Raw genomic sequence first — 16,898 nt, 5'->3', positions numbered from 1 at the left:
GCGTGAACTGGGAAAATCTCGGGCAGCAACTCATCAACGGGCTTTCCCTCGGCTCCATCTACGCCCTCATCGCCCTCGGCTACACGATGGTGTATGGCGTCCTGCGCTTCATCAACTTCGCGCACGGCGACGTCTTCATGGTCGGCGCCTTCGCCGGTCTGTATTTCTTCAAATGGCTGTCCCCGCTGCTCGTCGGCGTGCCGCCAATCCTCAGCGCCCTGATCATTCTCGTCGGCGCGATGGCCGCCTGCGCCGCGCTCGGCATTCTCATCGAGAAGCTCGCGTATAAGCCGCTCCGCAGCCGCCCGCGCCTCATCGTCCTCATCACCGCCATCGGCGTCTCGCTCTTCCTCGAATACACCGCGCAGCTGGTCTTCGGCGCGGCGCCGCGCGGCTTCCCGAATCTCGTCGAGAACCGCACCTTCGGCGGCAACGGCGTGCCGGCGGTCACTGCGGAGCAACTCATCGTCCTCGGCGTCACCCTCGCGCTGCTCGTCGGCCTGCGCTTCATCGTGATGAAGACCCGCATGGGCCTCGCAATGCGCGCGCTCTCGCTCAATCCCACCGCCGCCGCGCTCATGGGCGTGAATAACAGCGTTGTCATCTCCTTCACCTTCGGCCTAGGCTCCGCCCTCGCCGGCGCGGCCGGCATTTTCTACGCGCTGCTCTACTCGGCCATCGATCCCTTCATGGGCGTGCTGCCCGGCATCAAGGCCTTCGTCGCCGCCGTGCTCGGCGGCATCGGCAACATCCCCGGCGCGGCCCTCGGCGGCATCCTCCTCGGCGTGATCGAGACGCTCTGCGTCGGCTACAGCAAGAACATCGGCATCCCGCCCGGCTACCGCGACGCCGTCGCGTTCGTCATCCTCATCCTCATCCTGCTCGTCAAACCCTCCGGCCTCCTCGGCAAGGCGGAGCGCGAAAAGGTCTGATGAAATACTGGTCCCACGCCGCACTCCTCGCCGCCATCGCCGCCAGCCTTGGCGTGTCGATGATCTCCGACCAGATCGACGACTACGCGATGAACATCCTCATGCTCATCGGGATCAACATCATCCTCGCGGTAAGCCTGAATCTCGTGAATGGCCACACCGGCCAGTTTTCGCTCGGCCACGCCGGCTTCATGGCTGTCGGCGCCTACGCATCGAGCGCCGTCACGATGTTCGCCGGCCCCCCGATCCTCCACGCGATCGGCAGCGGCACCGCAGCCATCTCCGTCCTCTTCCTGCTTGCGCTCGCGGTCGGCGGCGGCGCGGCCGCCTTCACCGGCCTCCTCGTCGGCGTCCCCTCGCTGCGGTTGCGTGGCGACTACCTCGCCATCGTCACGCTGGGCTTCGGCGAGATTATCCGCGTCGTCATCCAGAATACCGACGCCGTCGGCGGCCCGCGCGGCATCGGCGGCATTCCCGCCTATACGACGTTTTTTTGGACCTATACGCTCGCCGCCCTCACGATCTACGTGATCGCGAACCTCGTGAACTCCACCTACGGCCGCGGCTTCCTCGCAGTGCGCGACGACGAGATTGCCGCCGAGGCCATGGGCATCAACACGACCAAATACAAGGTCAACGCCTTCGTCATCGGAGCGTTCTTCGCCGGCATCGCGGGCGGCCTCTACGCACACTTCATCACCTACATCACCCCCGAGGGCTTCAATTTTCTCAAGTCCGTGGACGTCGTCGTCATGGTCATCCTCGGCGGCATGGGCAGCACCTTCGGCGTCGTGCTTGCGGCCATCCTGCTCACCATCCTCAACGAATTTCTCCGCCAGTTCGAAGAGTATCGCATGATCATCTTCTCCCTGCTGCTCATCGTCATGATGATCCTTCGCCCGCAGGGCCTGCTCGGCGGCTTCCGCCTTCCGTTCCGCCGCAAGCCGCGGCCCGCGCCCGAGACATGAGCCGGCTGCTGCAACTCGACAAGGTCACGATCCAGTTCGGCGGCCTGAAAGCCGTCACCGATCTCGATTTCACCATCGACGACGGCGAGATGGTCGGCCTCATCGGTCCCAATGGCGCCGGCAAGACCACCGCCTTCAATCTCATCACCGGCGTCTACCGACCCACCGCCGGCGCCATTTCCTTTGCCGGCCATCCCGTCGCCGGCCGCCGCCCCTACCGCATCACCTCGCGCGGCATCGCCCGCACGTTCCAGAACATCCGCCTCTTCGGCTCGCTCAGCGTCTTCGACAACGTTCGCACCGCTTTGAACATGCACCTGCGCCACGGCATCGCCCACGCGCTCGTCCGCGGCCCCGGCTTCCACCGCGAGGAGGAGGAAATCCGCGCGAAGACCATGGAGCTGCTCGGCATCTTTGGCCTCGCCGACCTCCACGATGCCCCCAGCAAGAGCCTGCCCTACGGCGACCAACGCCGATTGGAAATCGTTCGCGCCCTCGCCACCCGGCCGAAACTCCTCCTCCTCGACGAACCCGCCGCGGGAATGAACCCCACGGAAAAGGTCGAGCTCATGAACCTCATCCGTTTCGTGCAGGAAAAATTCCGCATCGCCGTCCTGCTCGTCGAACACGACATGAAAGTCGTCATGGGAATCTGCCAGCGCATCGCCGTGCTCGATTACGGCATCAAGATCGCCGAAGGCACCCCCGCGGAAATCAAAAGCAATCCGAAGGTCATCGAGGCCTACCTCGGCAAGGAAGCCAGCCATGCTTGAGATCCGCGACCTTCACGTCCACTACGGTTCCATTGCCGCCCTCCACGGCATCTCGCTCGACGTGCCCGCCGGGAAGATCGTCACGCTCATCGGCGCGAACGGCGCGGGAAAATCCACGACGCTCCGCACGATCTCCGGCCTCATCAAGGCAAAGTCCGGCAGCATCATGTTCGACGGCGTTCCGATCACGAATCTCCCGCCCCACGAAATCGTCGCCCGCGGCATCGCCCAATCCCCCGAGGGGCGCATGGTCTTTTCCAATCTCACCGTGTTGGAAAATCTCCAGATGGGCGCCTACCTCCGGCGCGACAAAAAGAATTTTCCCGCCGACCTCGACGGCATCTTCACCGTCTTTCCCCGCCTCAAGGAACGCGCCAAACAAAGCGCCGGCACGCTGAGCGGAGGCGAGCAGCAGATGCTTGCCATCGGTCGCGCGCTCATGAGCCGGCCGAAGTGCCTCATGCTCGACGAGCCCTCGCTCGGCATCGCGCCGATCCTCGTCCAGACGATCTTTTCCAAGATCGTCGAGATCAACCGGCAAACCGGCCTCACCATCCTGCTCGTCGAACAGAACGCCAACCTCGCCCTGGAAATCTCGCACTACGGCTACGTGCTCGAGACCGGCCGCATCGTGCTCCAGGACGACTGCGCCGCCCTCCGCGCGAACGACGAGATTCGCGCCGCCTACCTCGGCGCGGATTGATTCACGCCGCGTTCGGCGCCTTCAGCAACAGCACCGGCACGCTCACGAGATGCCGCACCTTGTCCGCGGTGCTGCCGTGGATGATGTCGCCCAGCAACCGATGGCCGTGCGTCGCCATTGCCACGAGATCGACGTCGTTTTCCTGCACGAACTTCACGATCTGTGCGGACGGCTCCCCCATCGCGAGCACATATTCCACCGTGAATCCCTCAGTCCGCAGTTCCTCCGCGCGGCGCTCGAGGTAGGCGCGATCGGCCTTGATCTCCTCGCTCTCGGCGAGATTGAGCTGCTGAAAGTTTCGCGCCGCCCAGCCGTCGGCGACGTGGATGAGAATAAGGTTGGCGTCGGTGAGTTTCGCGAGCGACCGCATGTGCGCGAGGATCGTTTCGTCCGCGGGTCCGTTTTCGACAGGGATGAGGATGGTGCGATACATGACCTTATTCGAGGGGGATGCCGAGCGGGCCGTAAACCGCACGGCGGACGACTTCCGGCGCGAAAAAATCGAAGAGCAGCTTGAGATTCAGCGTGATGATGATGAATGCCGTCGTCCAGCCGAGGATCTTGATCCAGAGCGGATTCACAAACTCACCCATCTTGGTCTTTGCGCCGGTGAACCGCAGCAGCGGCCACACCGCGAAGCCAAGCTGCATGCTCAGCACCACCTGGCTGGCAACAAGCAGATCGGTCGCGTGCTTCTCGCCGTAGAAGCCGATCACGCACACCGCCGGAACGATCGCAATGCCGCGAGTAACGAGCCGCCGCAGCCACGGCGTGATCCGAAAATTCAGGAAGCCCTCCATCACGATCTGGCCGGCGAGCGTGCCGGTGAGCGTCGCATTCTGGCCCGAGGCGAGCAGCGCGAGGGCGAAGAGCGTGCTCGCGATGCCGACGCCGAGCGTGGGACTGAGCAGATGATAGGCGTCCTGAATCTCCGCGACGTCCTGGTGCTCCGTGCCGTGGAAAACCGCGGCCGCGAGGATGAGGATCGCCGCGTTGATGAAGAGCGCGAACATCAGCGCAGCGGACGAATCGATCGTCGCGAACCTGATCGCCTCGCGCTTGCCCTGCGGGGTGCGCTCGAAGTTGCGCGTCTGCACGATGGACGAGTGCAGGTAGAGATTATGCGGCATCACGGTCGCGCCGAGGATGCCGATGGCCACGTAGAGCTTGCTCTGGTCCTTGAGGATGTCTGCCGACGGCACGAAGCCAAGCATCACGCCCGTCAGGCTCGGCTTTGCAAAGAACAACTCGGCGGCGAAACACGTGCCGATGGTCGCGATGAGCACGACGACAAGCGCCTCGACGTAGCGGAACCCCTTGTTCTGCAGATACAGCACCGCGAGCACATCGAGGCACGTGATGATGCAGCCCCAGACGAGCGGAATGCCAAAAAGCAGCTGCAGCGCGATCGCGGAGCCGATCACCTCGGCCAGATCGCAGGCCGCGATCGCCAGTTCGCAAAGCACCCAGAGGAGCCAGACCGTCGGCCTCGAGTAATGGTCCCGGCAGGCCTGCGCGAGGTCACGCCCGGTGGCCACGCCCAGCTTCACGCAGAGGTGCTGGAGCAGGATCGCCATCAGATTCGAGATCAGGATGACCGACAGCAGCGTGTAGCCAAACTGCGCGCCGCCCGCGAGGTCGGTCGCCCAGTTGCCGGGATCCATGTAGCCGACCGCGACGAGGAATCCCGGCCCGGCAAACGCGAGCATCTTCCGCCAGAAGGGGGCGTCACTCGGCACCACGATGCTGCGATGCACCTCCGGCAGGCTCATCGCGGCTGCCTCGCGCCGCCACGCGCGGTCATCTCGTTTCATCGCGTCCACCCGTTGTGAGTTGTCAGAATGCATGTTTGATTTGCGGCGCAGCGGCCTCGATGCGCACGAGTTTCGCGCGCACGGCAGTGCCGATCCAGGCCGCGACGAAGAGCAGGCTCCCAGCGACGACCATCGCGCCGGCGGCGGAGCAATTCAGCCAGACCGAAAGGTGTAGTCCGAGCAACGTGGAGAGCGCCGCATGGGCCACGGTCAGGAGCAGCCGGCCGGGCAGGCGCCCCGCCAGTTGCGCGGCGAACATGGGCGGCACGATCAACATCGCCACCGCCAGGATCGCGCCCACCGACTCGAACGCTCCCACCACGACGAGCGCCAGCGCCGCCATCAGGCCGTAATGCCACACGCCGGCCCGCATCCCGAGCGACTTCGCGAGCCCCGGATCGAAAGAAGTGACCAGCAGCTCCTTGTAGAAGACCAGAATGGCCGCCACCGCCGCGACGAAAAGCCCCGCCATTCGCAGCACCGACGGGGGGCCCAGCTCCCAGCCGTTCCACACCACGGGCGGTTCGAGCGAGACAAATGCGATCTCGCCATACAGCACGCAGTCCGCATCGATATGAAACGAACCACGTGACTCGAGCGCGCTCATCATCACGACGCCGATCGCGAACAGCACCGTGAAGGCGATGCAGATCGCCGCGTCGGGCTTCACTCGCGACTGCTTGTGGATGAACTCGATCAGCGCGACGGTCACCATGCCTGCCGCCAGCGCCCCGCCGAACATCGCCCAGGTTGAAGCCTCCCTGAAAATGAGGAATGCCACCACCAGGCCGGGCAGGATGCTGTGGCTGATCGCGTCGCCGACGAGCGCCATGCGCCGCAGCAGCAGGTAATTGCCGACAAGGCCGCAGGCCGCCGCGACGAGGAATCCCATCACGACGATCCAGATATTGAGCGCGAAGTCCTCACTCCAGGGCTGCACGACGACGCGATGCCAGTCGAAGGGTGGAAAGAGGCTGTTCATGAGGCGGAGGAGCCGAAGCCGGTCGCGCGGGTGCCCGTCACCGCGGCGTGGCCCCGGCGGATGTCGTTCAAGCCGGGAATCAGTTTCCCGTGCGGGTCGCGGCGCGCGTAGTTCAATCGTTTCTCGAGTTGCAGCACGCTCGCCTCGCCGAGCACATGCTCGATGATCTCCGCGTCTTCATGCACGTGGTCCGAGGCGACCTGGGCTTCGTTCGTGAGATAGAGCTCCCAAAGCCGGTGGTTGCGGACGATCTCACAGGCGCGCTGCCAGCCCTCGGGCGTGAGCGAGACGGTCTCGCCATCGGCCGAGAGCGAGGCCTGCCGGTGCGCGCCCAGCTTCGCGACCTGCCGTCGAACTTCCTCCAGCGTCTCGCGCCGGCGCTCGGCGAGAGCCTGCAGAGCGACATGCTCGGTGACGAAGTCCCCGCTTTCGAGTTCGTGATAGATGGCCTTGAGCGCATTCTCGCGCTGGATGCGGGCCGAGCGCGACCATTGCCGCCACCAGCGCGAGGCGATGCCGTGGCGCGGGCCGAAAAACAGTGCGCCGGCGAAAAGTCCCGCGGCCGCCAGCACCATGAAGGGCCCGGTGGGAAGATTGCGCCCGACAAACGAAAAGAACGCGCCGGCGCCGCCCGAGCACAGCCCGAAGATTGCAGAAAGCAGCAGCATCATGCCCAGTCGGTCCGTCAACAGGAACGCCGCCGCCGCCGGGATCACCAACATGGCCGACACCAGCACCACGCCGACCGCCTGGAGCGAGGAGACGATCGCGAAGGCCAGCATCAGCATCAGGCTGTAGTGAAAAATCTTCACCGGCAGCCCGATGGCCCGCGCAAACCCGGCATCGAAGCTCGTGAGCAGGTATTCCTTGTAGAAAACGACGATTACGCCGAGCGACAGAATTGTGACCACCGCGAGGAGCATCACGTCGCCGCCGCTCAGAGACGCCGCCTGTCCGAACATGAACTTGTCGAGGCCGCTTTTGTTTCCGCCCGGCAGATTCTGGATCATCGTGAACAGGCAGATGCCCACCGCGAAAAACGACGCCAGCACGAAGCCGAGGGCCGCGTCCTCCTTGTGTTTCGTCGTGCTGCGGATCAATTGCACCGTCCCCGCGCCGAGCAACCCCACGACGGTCGCACCGATGAAGATCGCCACCGGGTCCTTCGTCATGTTCCACAAAAACCCCAGCGCCACGCCCGGCAGCACGGCGTGCGACAGGGCATCCCCCATCAGCGCGAGCTTCCGCACGACCAGAAAGGCCCCCATCAACCCGCAGCAGATGCCGAGCAGCATCGAGCCGGCCAGGGCGTTGCGAAGGGACGGATCCTGAAACGTGAAAAACCGCACCGCCCGCTCGCCCATCGTGGATTCGGTCAGCTCGTTGATGCGCGCGGCATGAGCGGCCTCGGGCGCGAGGAGGAGGACGGCCAGCAGGCCGAGCAGAAAAATACCCCGACGCACCTTCATTCGCGCTGCGCCCCCAGCGCCTGCACCACATCGGAGAGGATGGTCAGCCTTCCTCCGTAGGTCGTCTGCAAATTCTCCGGCGTGAAAACTTCGTTCGTCGGCCCGAAGGCCACGAGCCGCATGTTCAGCAGGATGAGCATGTCGAAATACTCGCGCGCGCTGGCGAGATCGTGATGAACGACGAGCAGCGTCTTCCCCCGCGACTTCAACTCGCGCAGCAGCGTGATGATCGCCGCCTCCGTCGCCGCGTCCACCCCGACAAAGGGCTCGTCCATGAGATAAAGGTCGCTCTCCTGGGCCAGCGCCCGGGCAAGGAAGACGCGCTGCTGCTGGCCGCCGGAGAGATTCCCGATCTGGCGATTGGCGAACGGCAGCATCTTGACCTTCTCCAGGCACTCACGCGCGACTTCACGATCCGATTTCGCCGGCCGCTGCCCGAGCCGCAAACGCCCGTAGCGGCCCATGAGCACGACATCCATCACGCTCACCGGAAAATCCCAGTCCACCGATTCGCGCTGCGGCACATAACCCACGCGATGACAACTCTCGCGATAGGGGCGGTCGAAAACCTTGATCCACCCGCTCGAAGTCGGCAGCAGGCCCATGATCGCCTTGATGAGCGTCGACTTGCCCGCGCCGTTCGGCCCGACGATTCCGATCAACTGTCCCGCCGGCACCGCGAGGTCGATGCCGTAGAGCACGGGCTTGCGATGGTAGGCCACCGTGAGGTCGTGCACCTCGAGCGGCGTGGAGATGTCGTTTGTCGCGTTCATTTCAGGGCATCAACGATCGTGGTCAGATTGTAGCGCACCACGCCATCGTAGGTCCCGGTGTCGAAGCCGCCCTTCATTTCATTCGGCGCGCCGATCGCATCCGAATACAGCTCGCCGCCGATGGAAATGTTCGCATCGTCCGCCACGCGCTTGATCGCCGCGGGGTTCACGCTCGACTCCACGAAGATCGCCTTCACCTTTTGCTGGCGGATGAAGTCCACCAACCCCGCCATGTCGGCGAGCGCCGCCTCGGAAACGGTCGAGACGCCCTGCAAACCCACGACCTTGAAACCGTAGGCCCGGCCGAAATAATTATAGGCGTCGTGGCTGGTCACCAGGATGCGCTTCTCCTCGGGTAGCTGCGCGGCGGTCTCGCGACACCATTGATCGAGCTGCGCCAGGCGGGCCTGGAGCTCCGCCCCGCGCTTCTCGTATTCCGACCTTCCTTCGGGATCGACCTCGCTCAACGCCGTGACAATCGTCGGCACCGTCTGGGCCCAAAGCGCGACATCGAACCAAAGATGCGGATCATAATGACCGGCGAATTGCTCGGGCTCCAGCAGCCGGTCCTTCGGCACGGACTCGGTGATCGCATAAACCTTGCGACCGGCCCGGCCGAGCTGGGTGAACAGGTCGGCCATCCGCCCCTCGAGCATCAGTCCCGAATAGAAAATCACGTCCGATCTCGACAACCTCCCGGCGTCGCCGGCGGTGGCCTTGTAAAGGTGCGGATCGACTCCCGGGCCCATGAGCGTCGTCACCTCCACCCGGTCTCCCCCCACCTGCCCCACCAGATCCCCGACCATTCCCGTCGTCGCCGTCGCCTTGATCTTTCCTTCCGCTCCCCAGAAAGGAAGCACCAGAAAAACTCCCGCAATGACCGTTGCAAACCCCGTTTTCATAGGCCGGGATTTATCCGCTGAAATAGATTCGTCAAACTTTTTTTGTAACATCTGTCCCAAGGGCCGCACGCGGCGACTTGCGCGAAGGACCTCGCTGCGGATAATGGCGCCCCACCATGCGACTCGACGACCTGCTTGCGCAAAAAGCGCGCACCCTTTCCTTCGAATTCTTCCCACCGCGCAACGAGCGCGGCTGGCACACCCTGGAGGACACGATCGAGCAGCTCATGCCCCTTGGCCCCGATTTTGTCTCGGTGACCTACGGCGCTGGCGGCAGCACCCGCGAGAAGACCCGCGAAGTGATCGAGCACATTTCGCGCAGCGCCGCGGTGCCGGCGATGGCCCATCTCACCTGCGTGAATGCCACCAAGGCGGAGCTGCGGGGCCTGTTCGACGAATACGCCGCGCACGGCATCGAGAACCTCCTCGCGCTGCGCGGAGACCCGCCCAAGGGCCAGGTCCGCTTCACGCCGACCGACGGCGGCTGCGAATACGCAAGCGACCTCATCGACCTCATTCGCGAGGATGGCCGCTTCGCCGTGCTCTGCGCCGCCTTTCCCGAGAAACACCCCGACGCCGTCTCTCGCGAGGCCGACTGGGAGAATCTTCGCCGCAAATTCGAAAAGGGCGCCTGCGCCGCGATCACCCAGTGTTTTTTCGAGCCGCGGCTCTACGTGGAGCTGCGCGATCACCTTACGGCCTCGCTCGGTCGCGTCCCCCGTATCCTTCCCGGCGTTCTGCCGATCACCGACTGGCAGGCCGTCGTGCGCTTTTGCAAAATCTGCGGCGCTTCCGTGCCCGAATCCCTCCGTGAGCGACTGGAGCCGGTCTCTGAAGATCGGGTCGAAATGCGCAAGCGCGGCATCGCCTTCACCATCGAATTTTGTCGCGACTTGCTCGAAGCCGGCGCCCCGGGTCTTCACCTTTATGCGCTGAACCGCAGCACCGCCGCCGCCGAGATCGTCACCGCCCTTCGCGAAAGCGGCCACCTCGTCTAGCCCTTCGCCGTTGCGCCACGGGGCGGTTCGCTGCTTAAATCTGCCTCGTGCCCACTCCCGCGAAGCCCCTCACCGTCAACGCGGAGGACTACCTCGAACGCATCTACGAACTGATCGAAACGAAAGGCTATGCCCGCGTGTCGGACATCGCCGAACTCCTGGGGATCACCCGGCCGACCGTCTCCATCATGGTGCAACGGCTCAGCCGCGACGGTTACATCGCCTACGAAAAATATCGCGGACTCACCCTCACCGACCTCGGCGCCGATGTGGCGCGACGCATCCGCACGCGCCACGTCCTCCTCACGGAATTCCTCGGGATGCTCGATCTCGACCGCGCCGTCGTCTCCCGCGACGTCGAGGGCATCGAGCACCACGTGAGCCCCGAGACCCTCGAAAAGCTCGAGCGCCTCGTCGACCACTGGAAGCGTTTTCCCGCGAAACTCCGCGCCGCCCTGGCCAAGGACGCCGGGATTCGCCAGCCCTCACGATGACTCGTCGCAAATTGCGACAAGAGGCGGTTTGACAAATCGCTCCCGGTAGCCGAGCGAAGAGCAAGAATGCCGGGTGCCTGCACATCGCTGAAACGAGCCTGCGCTCTCGCGCTCATCGTCGGGCACCTGCTCGCCGTGGCGATGGCCGCGAGCCCCCGGTTGCATCATTGGGCGCACGACGATGCGAATTGTGCCGATCATGCCTGCGCAATCACCGCCATTCTTGCGGGACAGATCGACGAGCCCGGCATCCTCGCAGTTTCGCCCACTCCCCCGGCAGCCGTCGGCGCCGAACTTCATTTTTTCGCGAAGGAATGCCGCCTCGAAGGCGCGATTCCGCATTGTGGCCGGGAACGTGCTCCCCCGGTTGGATAGGTCCCATCGCAGCCACAGTCGTCCGATCCGGACGCTTCCATCCCAATTCCTCGCCCGCCGAAGATCGGCGCGCCTCCACATTTCCATTTTTCATCCATGACTCCGCTCATCCTGCTCGTCGGCTTTCTCGGCGCGGGCAAGACCACTTATCTCCGCCAGCTCCTGCCCGAACTCCGCGCGCAGGGACTCGATCCCCACGTCATCATCAACGACTACCAGAACGCCCGCGTCGACGCAGAGCTGCTGCGCGAGCTGACCAACTCGATCGTCCCCATCAGCGGCAGCTGCGTCTGCTGCGGGTCGCGCGAGGAATTGCTCGGCGCTCTGGAAAAATTCGAGGCCGCGTCCGGTCGCGTGCTCGTCGTTGAAACCAACGGCACCACCGACGCCGAGGAACTCATCGAGCTCCTCGCCCTGGAGCCCGCGCTCGAGCGATTCACGCAGCCGATCCAGCTCTCCGTCATCGACGGCAAGCGCTGGCAAAAACGATTCTGGCACAATGCGCTGGAACTCGCGCAGACCCGCACCGCGGGCTTCGTCTTCATCTCGCGCCGCGAAGAAATCGACGCCAGGCGCCTCGCCGCCGTCGTGGCCTCGCTTGCGGATCACGAAGTTCGGGCCGTTCACGCCACTCCGTCCGAGTTCGCCCTCAAGGTCACCGGCATCGCGGCCATTGTGCGCGATCTCCCGGGTCGCAGCCGGGTGGCCCACGATGCCGATTGCGATTGCGGCCACCATCACGACCATCACGACCATCACGACCATCACGACCACGCGGCGCACGCCCATTCGCACGATGACGTCCATCACTTCGCGTCGCTGCAGATCGACCTGCCGGGCATCGTTCCCCGGGGCGCCGTCGCACTTTTTCTGACCGAGCTCCCGCCCGAAGTCATCCGGGTGAAAGGCCTCGCCCGTCTGCGGGAGTTTCCCGAAGAATACCATGTCTTCCAGCGCGTGGAATCCGGCCCCGTGCAATGGCTGCCCATTGGAGCGAACTCCCGGCTCGAGCACCCATTGATGGTTCTGATCGGCGCTGGCATGGATGCGGCGTCGCTCCAGACCCGCGCCACGCAGATCTTCGGGCTCGTTTCCGCGTAGGGCATGACCGGCGCGTTTCGCTTCAGCCTTCCCGATTTCAGCTACGCCTTTCTGAGCATTCTGCTCGAGGGGGTGCCGTTCCTGCTGCTCGGCACGATGATCTCCGGGGTGATCGACCAGTTTCTGCCTGCGCGATTGATGACGCGCCTGCTGCCGCGCAATGCCTACGCGGGCGCGCTCGTCAGCGGACTTCTCGGCATCATCTTTCCCATGTGCGAATGCGGCGTCGTGCCGATCATCCGGCGTCTCATGGCCAAGGGACTGCCTCCCGCAAACGCGATCACCTACATGCTCGCAGCACCGATCGTGAATCCCATCGTCGCGCTCAGCACCTACGCGGCATTCAAGGGGCAGGCGCCACTGGACATCACCCTGCTGCGCCTCGGGATCGGCTACGTCATCGCCGTTGTCATTGGCATGGCCGTGCACAATCTTCCGTTGCGCCACGTGCTGCGGCCGCAGGTGATCGCCGACATCGCGCATCCGCAAGGGCTTAGCGGCGGCAGCTCCGCGATCGGGTTCGGGCAAAAATTGTGGGGCGCGCTCTCGGTCTGCGTCGGCGACTTCCTCAACATGACCGTCTATTTCGTGCTCGGCGCCGCCGCCGCAGCCCTCTTCAACACATCGGTCAATCAGGAGATCATCCTGCCGCTGGCGACGAACGACTGGCTCGCCACCGGGTCGTTGATGGCGCTCGCCGCCGCGCTCTGCCTGTGCAGCACGACGGACGCCTTTATCGCCGCGACGTTCGCCATGTTCCCCACCGTATCCAAACTGGCCTTCCTCGTCTTCGGGCCCATGGTCGACCTCAAGCTCATTTTCATCTACTCCTCGGTCTTCCGGAAACGCTTCGTCGTCGGCCTCGTTGTCGGCCTGTTCGTTCTGGTCGGTCTCGTCTGCATCCGCCTGCAAGTGATCTTCGGCCCCAACTTCACCATGCCATGAACTCGATCGCCCACCGCCTCCTGACCTCCGGCGTTCTCATCGTCTGGGGGGCCGTTCTTTGCGCCTTCTATTTCACCGGTCGCATCACCGCCTACCTGCACCCAACCTTCCAACCCTTCGCCCTCGCCGCGGGGTGCGTGCTCGTCGCCTTCGCCCTGCTCACCCTCCTCGCGCCCAATCTCGACGCCTCCTGCGGCGCCAGCGCCCCCCGATCGTCCGTCCACGGCGTGCTGCTGGCGCTCGTGCTCGTGGGCCCGCTGCTCTTCGCCTTCGCAAATTCGCAGGATAGCTTCGGCGCCAGCACGGTTGCGAACCGCACCTACGTGCAGGACATCGCCCAGCTCCCCGCCGCCCTCCCGCCGACGGCAGCCGACCCGGCGCTTCCCGACGATGGATCCACCACCGGCCCCGGCGACACCGCTTCGCCCGCGGACCAGCCGCCCGAATTCCCGAAAAACGCCGCCGGCGATCTCCAGGCGCAGGTCGTCGATTTTCTTTACGCGGCACAGCTCCCCGATGTGCGGAGCCAGCTCGAGGGCAAGCCCGTCGAGGTCATTGGCCAGCTCATGCCCGCGAAGTCGAACAACCCCCACGGAGATCGCTTCGATGTCATCCGGATGTTCATGACGTGCTGCGCGGCCGACGCCCAACCCCTGGCCGTCTCGATCCAGCCTCGCGAGAAATCGAAGCTCGCCGAAATGACGTGGGTGAAAATTCGCGGGCGCGCGACCTTCCCCGTCATCAGCGGCCAGCGAATGCCGCTCATTGACGAGGCCTCGATCGAAAAGACCGACCCACCCGAGGATACCTACCTCTACTAATTTGGCGGTCCCGATCCTGTCTGGAAGCTGCTCCGCGGCATATTTTTCGGCTCGTGCCCGAAACGCCATCCGCCCGAGTCGCCTCGCGAAGGACGAAATCCCCTTGAATCTCGAAATCTCCGGCGATAAGTTCGCCGTCCTCTTCGGGGAGTTAGCTCAGTTGGTAGAGCGCGTCGTTCGCAATGACGAGGTCAGGGGTTCGATCCCCCTACTCTCCAGATTTCATGCCCGTTTCTCGGCCAGTTGGCCGGCCTGACCTTCGAACGTGCCGCCTCCGGCAGTTTTCTAGGCAAACTTTTGATCGGCCATAGTGTCGGCGGCAAAAACCGAAGAAGCGGACGCCATCGCGCAAGCCACGATTTTTCAGGAATTCGCCCGAGCGCCTGTTGTTCCCAGGGCGTGAGGCTCCGTCAGAAAATCCCGAAGGACGGTCTCCAGACGAGGCATCGGCGTGCCCGCTTCCACGCGAATCTCTCGCAATTGAACGCCATGGGGTCCGAGACACCCCAGATTTCCCGGCTCTTCGGTGACGTGCACGCCACGAGTGTTCAGAAACTTCAGGAACGGATCGAACCACACTTCCTGCACGTGGAAGCTCGGCGTCGATAGCTCGTGCGTCGGGGGAATGAGAACAATAGGGGCCGTTTGCATCTTTCAATTTTTCCCCTACGCGCGCGGTTCCTCGAGCTCCGCGGACTCCCGCAAAAGATCTTCGCTGGCATCCCCGCAACGACGCCGCGCCGTGAGATATTCGATCGCCTTCACCTTGTTCGAGCGGGGCGTGACTGAATTTTCAAACATCGACTTGATCGCGCTCATACCGGAAGGAGATCGCGCTCACGCAGGCTCGAAGAGGCCGGGAGTTTCCCCGATTCCGACGTCAGGGCAATTCGTCGGATCGGCTCGCCAGATTCTCGTAAGAATGAAAAGAATCCCGATGTCGCACCCCCAGCTCAGATAAACGATCAACAACGGCAACCCACTTGTCATCCCGAGCCGATGGACCGGTTCGCCATATCGCCACGCCTCGAATACGCTCGCGCCCGTCACAGGGATCAGGCTGGAACCAGGATGGCCTGATCCGACTCGTCGACCTTCGCACCCATTCGCGCCAGAGCCGGCTCATCCGTGAGGTCAAGCCGTAGCGGGGTCATCGAGACCCAGCCATTGTCGACCGCCCAACGATCGGTGCCTTTCTCAGGATTTGTCAGCGGTTTCACCGTGAACCAATACACGCTACGCCCGTAAGGATCCGAAGCGGGAAAAATCTCGCCATCGTATTGCTGCACGGCCTGTCTCGTCCATCGAATGCCCTTTGGGTCGGCGGGGAAATTGACGTTCACGAGAGGCAGGTCCCGCTCTCCAAGAAGTGTTTCCAGCACTTTCTCCACGTAGGGAGTCAGGCGCTCGAAGTCCGGTTCGTCTTCGGTGGCCGGAGTGCTGAGCGCAACCCCGCGAGATCCGAAAAGGGCGGCCTGTTTCGCGGCCGCCAGCGTGCCGGAATGCCAGCACGAATGGCCAAGATTCGAGCCAAGGTTGATCCCCGACAGCACGAGATCGACTTTTTCCCAATTGTGGAGCCCAAGTGCCACGCAGTCGGCCGGAGTGCCATTCACTCGATACGCGTCGAACTCGCCGATCGGTGTGCGCCGGTAGCGAAGTGGCCGCGACGCCGTGATGGCGTGGCCCATCGAGGACTGCTCGACGTCCGGCGCGACGATCCGCACCGTGCCGAAGCCGGAGGCAATCCTCGCCAGCGCGGCAATGCCAGGGCTGTAAATCCCATCGTCGTTCGCAATCAGAATCCGTGTGCTCATGAGGAGGATTCGCACGCAATCGTCAATCCGGCCGACCTGAAGATGTCCTGGCACAAGCGTCCCATGCTGGTGAGAAACGATCCGCTTCCAGCCATGCGCATCACGCTTGTTCACAATCCCACCGCGGGCGTTGCCGATCATCGCCTCGAAGAAATCCTCGCCAGCCTCCGTCGGGCGGGGCATGAGGCCATCGACGGCGACCTCGAGGCCATCCATCGCAAGCCCCCTTCCTTGCAAGAGACAGATCTCGTGCTCGCAGCGGGTGGCGATGGCACCGTGCGCAAAGTGGCGCTCGCCATGGCCGGCAGCAAAGTCCCCGTGGGCGTGCTTCCTTTGGGAACAGCCAACAATCTCGCCCATTCGCTCGAACTGGAGCGGCCCGTTCCAGAAATCATCGCGAACCTCGACTCGTATCGCCCGTGCGGCTTCGACCTTGGGATCGCGATCGGTCCGTGGGGGAAATTCGTGTTCATGGAAGGCTTCGGTGCGGGACTTTTCGCCGACTACCTCTCCGCACTCGATACGCCGGGCCATCGTGATTGGATGGAAGCCCTGCGTGACGAGCAAGGTTTGCATCGCGATTATGTTTTTCTGCCTCAACTCCTCGCCGGCTACGAGTCACGCGGGTGGGACCTGCGCGTCGATGGCAACCCGATTCGTGGCGATTTCTTTCTCGTCGAAGCTCTCAACACCAAATGCATCGGTCCGTTCTCGGAACTCGCCCCGCGCGCCGATCCTGGCGACGGATTTCTCGACCTTGTCACCCTCGGCCCTGACGAAATCGAAACCTTTTGCGACCTGCTCACTGCCCATGCCGAAGGAAACGAGCAGCCATTTCCCTTCCCCGTCCGCCGATTTCGGGAACTCGAACTGCGCTCGCGCGATGAATATCTCCACTTCGACGACCACCTCTGGCCCAATGAGAATCGGCATGCGCCCTCCAGCCTTATTCGCGTGAGCGTGCAGCCATCGGCCCTGTTTTTTCTGCGCCCCCCACAGTGAAGATCGCTTTCAACGGAGACGGAGCATTG

At 63.7% G+C, this 16,898-nt stretch carries 19 protein-coding genes and 1 tRNA gene; 11 read left to right on the top strand and 9 right to left on the bottom strand.

Going from position 1 to position 16,898, the window contains the following annotated elements:
* Window positions 1-2: 2 nt before the first annotated feature.
* From VIM61_06730 to VIM61_06715, 4 genes are read left to right on the top strand one after another with little or no spacing between them, the layout of a single operon-like run.
* Window positions 3-932, top strand: coding sequence for a branched-chain amino acid ABC transporter permease (locus VIM61_06730; protein HEY8900087.1), 930 nt, complete (start codon window positions 3-5; stop codon window positions 930-932).
* Window positions 932-1,900: a branched-chain amino acid ABC transporter permease gene (locus tag VIM61_06725; protein ID HEY8900086.1), complete on the top strand. Its 969-nt coding sequence runs from the start codon at window positions 932-934 to the stop codon at window positions 1,898-1,900. Before VIM61_06730 ends, VIM61_06725 begins: the two co-directional genes overlap by 1 nt.
* A complete protein-coding gene (locus VIM61_06720; protein HEY8900085.1) occupies window positions 1,897-2,673 on the top strand; it encodes an ABC transporter ATP-binding protein in 777 nt (258 codons plus the stop codon). The genes VIM61_06725 and VIM61_06720 overlap by 4 nt, the downstream gene beginning before the upstream one ends.
* Entirely contained in the window at window positions 2,666-3,376 is a 711-nt protein-coding gene (locus VIM61_06715) for an ABC transporter ATP-binding protein (protein HEY8900084.1), read from the top strand. Before VIM61_06720 ends, VIM61_06715 begins: the two co-directional genes overlap by 8 nt.
* Window position 3,377: 1 nt before the next feature.
* On the opposite strand, the gene VIM61_06710 is transcribed toward VIM61_06715, so the two are convergent.
* From VIM61_06710 to VIM61_06685, 6 genes are read right to left on the bottom strand one after another with little or no spacing between them, the layout of a single operon-like run.
* Window positions 3,378-3,809 (bottom strand): universal stress protein, encoded by a 432-nt coding sequence (locus VIM61_06710; GenBank protein HEY8900083.1) that lies wholly within the window; start codon window positions 3,807-3,809, stop codon window positions 3,378-3,380.
* Between the two features lie 4 nt (window positions 3,810-3,813).
* The gene (locus tag VIM61_06705) at window positions 3,814-5,190 is read right to left on the bottom strand and encodes an Nramp family divalent metal transporter (protein HEY8900082.1); all 1,377 of its coding nucleotides are present in this window, start codon (window positions 5,188-5,190) and stop codon (window positions 3,814-3,816) included.
* 22 nt (window positions 5,191-5,212) lie between these two features.
* Window positions 5,213-6,172: a metal ABC transporter permease gene (locus VIM61_06700; protein HEY8900081.1), complete on the bottom strand. Its 960-nt coding sequence runs from the start codon at window positions 6,170-6,172 to the stop codon at window positions 5,213-5,215.
* Window positions 6,169-7,641, bottom strand: coding sequence for a metal ABC transporter permease (locus VIM61_06695; protein ID HEY8900080.1), 1,473 nt, complete (start codon window positions 7,639-7,641; stop codon window positions 6,169-6,171). Before VIM61_06695 ends, VIM61_06700 begins: the two co-directional genes overlap by 4 nt.
* Window positions 7,638-8,414, bottom strand: coding sequence for a metal ABC transporter ATP-binding protein (locus VIM61_06690; protein HEY8900079.1), 777 nt, complete (start codon window positions 8,412-8,414; stop codon window positions 7,638-7,640). Before VIM61_06690 ends, VIM61_06695 begins: the two co-directional genes overlap by 4 nt.
* On the bottom strand, window positions 8,411-9,316 hold the full coding sequence (locus VIM61_06685) for a zinc ABC transporter substrate-binding protein (protein HEY8900078.1): 906 nt from the start codon (window positions 9,314-9,316) through the stop codon (window positions 8,411-8,413). The genes VIM61_06690 and VIM61_06685 overlap by 4 nt, the downstream gene beginning before the upstream one ends.
* 116 nt (window positions 9,317-9,432) lie before the next feature.
* Between VIM61_06685 and metF the strand changes: the two genes are divergently transcribed.
* Window positions 9,433-10,314, top strand: coding sequence for a methylenetetrahydrofolate reductase [NAD(P)H] (metF, locus tag VIM61_06680; protein HEY8900077.1), 882 nt, complete (start codon window positions 9,433-9,435; stop codon window positions 10,312-10,314).
* 47 nt (window positions 10,315-10,361) lie between these two features.
* Window positions 10,362-10,808: a transcriptional regulator MntR gene (gene mntR, locus VIM61_06675; GenBank protein HEY8900076.1), complete on the top strand. Its 447-nt coding sequence runs from the start codon at window positions 10,362-10,364 to the stop codon at window positions 10,806-10,808.
* On the opposite strand, the gene VIM61_06670 is transcribed toward mntR, so the two are convergent.
* On the bottom strand, window positions 10,800-11,108 hold the full coding sequence (locus tag VIM61_06670; GenBank protein HEY8900075.1) for a hypothetical protein: 309 nt from the start codon (window positions 11,106-11,108) through the stop codon (window positions 10,800-10,802). The genes mntR and VIM61_06670 overlap by 9 nt on opposite strands.
* A 171-nt stretch (window positions 11,109-11,279) precedes the next feature.
* On the opposite strand from VIM61_06670, the gene VIM61_06665 reads away from it, so the two are divergent.
* From VIM61_06665 to VIM61_06650, 4 genes are all read left to right on the top strand, one after another.
* Window positions 11,280-12,284 (top strand): GTP-binding protein, encoded by a 1,005-nt coding sequence (locus tag VIM61_06665; protein HEY8900074.1) that lies wholly within the window; start codon window positions 11,280-11,282, stop codon window positions 12,282-12,284.
* A gap of 3 nt (window positions 12,285-12,287) precedes the next feature.
* The gene (locus tag VIM61_06660; protein HEY8900073.1) at window positions 12,288-13,229 is read left to right on the top strand and encodes a permease; all 942 of its coding nucleotides are present in this window, start codon (window positions 12,288-12,290) and stop codon (window positions 13,227-13,229) included.
* Window positions 13,226-14,050: a TIGR03943 family protein gene (locus VIM61_06655; protein ID HEY8900072.1), complete on the top strand. Its 825-nt coding sequence runs from the start codon at window positions 13,226-13,228 to the stop codon at window positions 14,048-14,050. The genes VIM61_06660 and VIM61_06655 overlap by 4 nt, the downstream gene beginning before the upstream one ends.
* Window positions 14,051-14,195: 145 nt before the next feature.
* Window positions 14,196-14,268 (top strand) — tRNA-Ala (locus VIM61_06650).
* A 448-nt stretch (window positions 14,269-14,716) separates the two neighbouring features.
* Here VIM61_06650 and VIM61_06645 read toward each other — a convergent pair.
* Window positions 14,717-14,869 carry a hypothetical protein gene (locus tag VIM61_06645; GenBank protein HEY8900071.1) on the bottom strand — a complete coding sequence of 51 codons (153 nt, stop codon included), beginning with the start codon at window positions 14,867-14,869 and terminating at the stop codon, window positions 14,717-14,719.
* Between the two features lie 236 nt (window positions 14,870-15,105).
* The gene (surE, locus tag VIM61_06640) at window positions 15,106-16,008 is read right to left on the bottom strand and encodes a 5'/3'-nucleotidase SurE (protein ID HEY8900070.1); all 903 of its coding nucleotides are present in this window, start codon (window positions 16,006-16,008) and stop codon (window positions 15,106-15,108) included.
* Between surE and VIM61_06635 the strand changes: the two genes are divergently transcribed.
* Window positions 15,961-16,869: a diacylglycerol kinase family protein gene (locus tag VIM61_06635; protein HEY8900069.1), complete on the top strand. Its 909-nt coding sequence runs from the start codon at window positions 15,961-15,963 to the stop codon at window positions 16,867-16,869. The two genes, surE and VIM61_06635, sit on opposite strands and share 48 nt — an antisense overlap.
* Window positions 16,870-16,898 lie beyond the last annotated feature (29 nt).

The sequence above is a fragment of the Chthoniobacterales bacterium genome, assembly GCA_036569045.1.
In the GTDB taxonomy this organism is placed as follows: Bacteria; Verrucomicrobiota; Verrucomicrobiia; order Chthoniobacterales; family JAATET01; genus JAATET01.
This window is presented reverse-complemented; position numbering and strand designations above follow the sequence as displayed.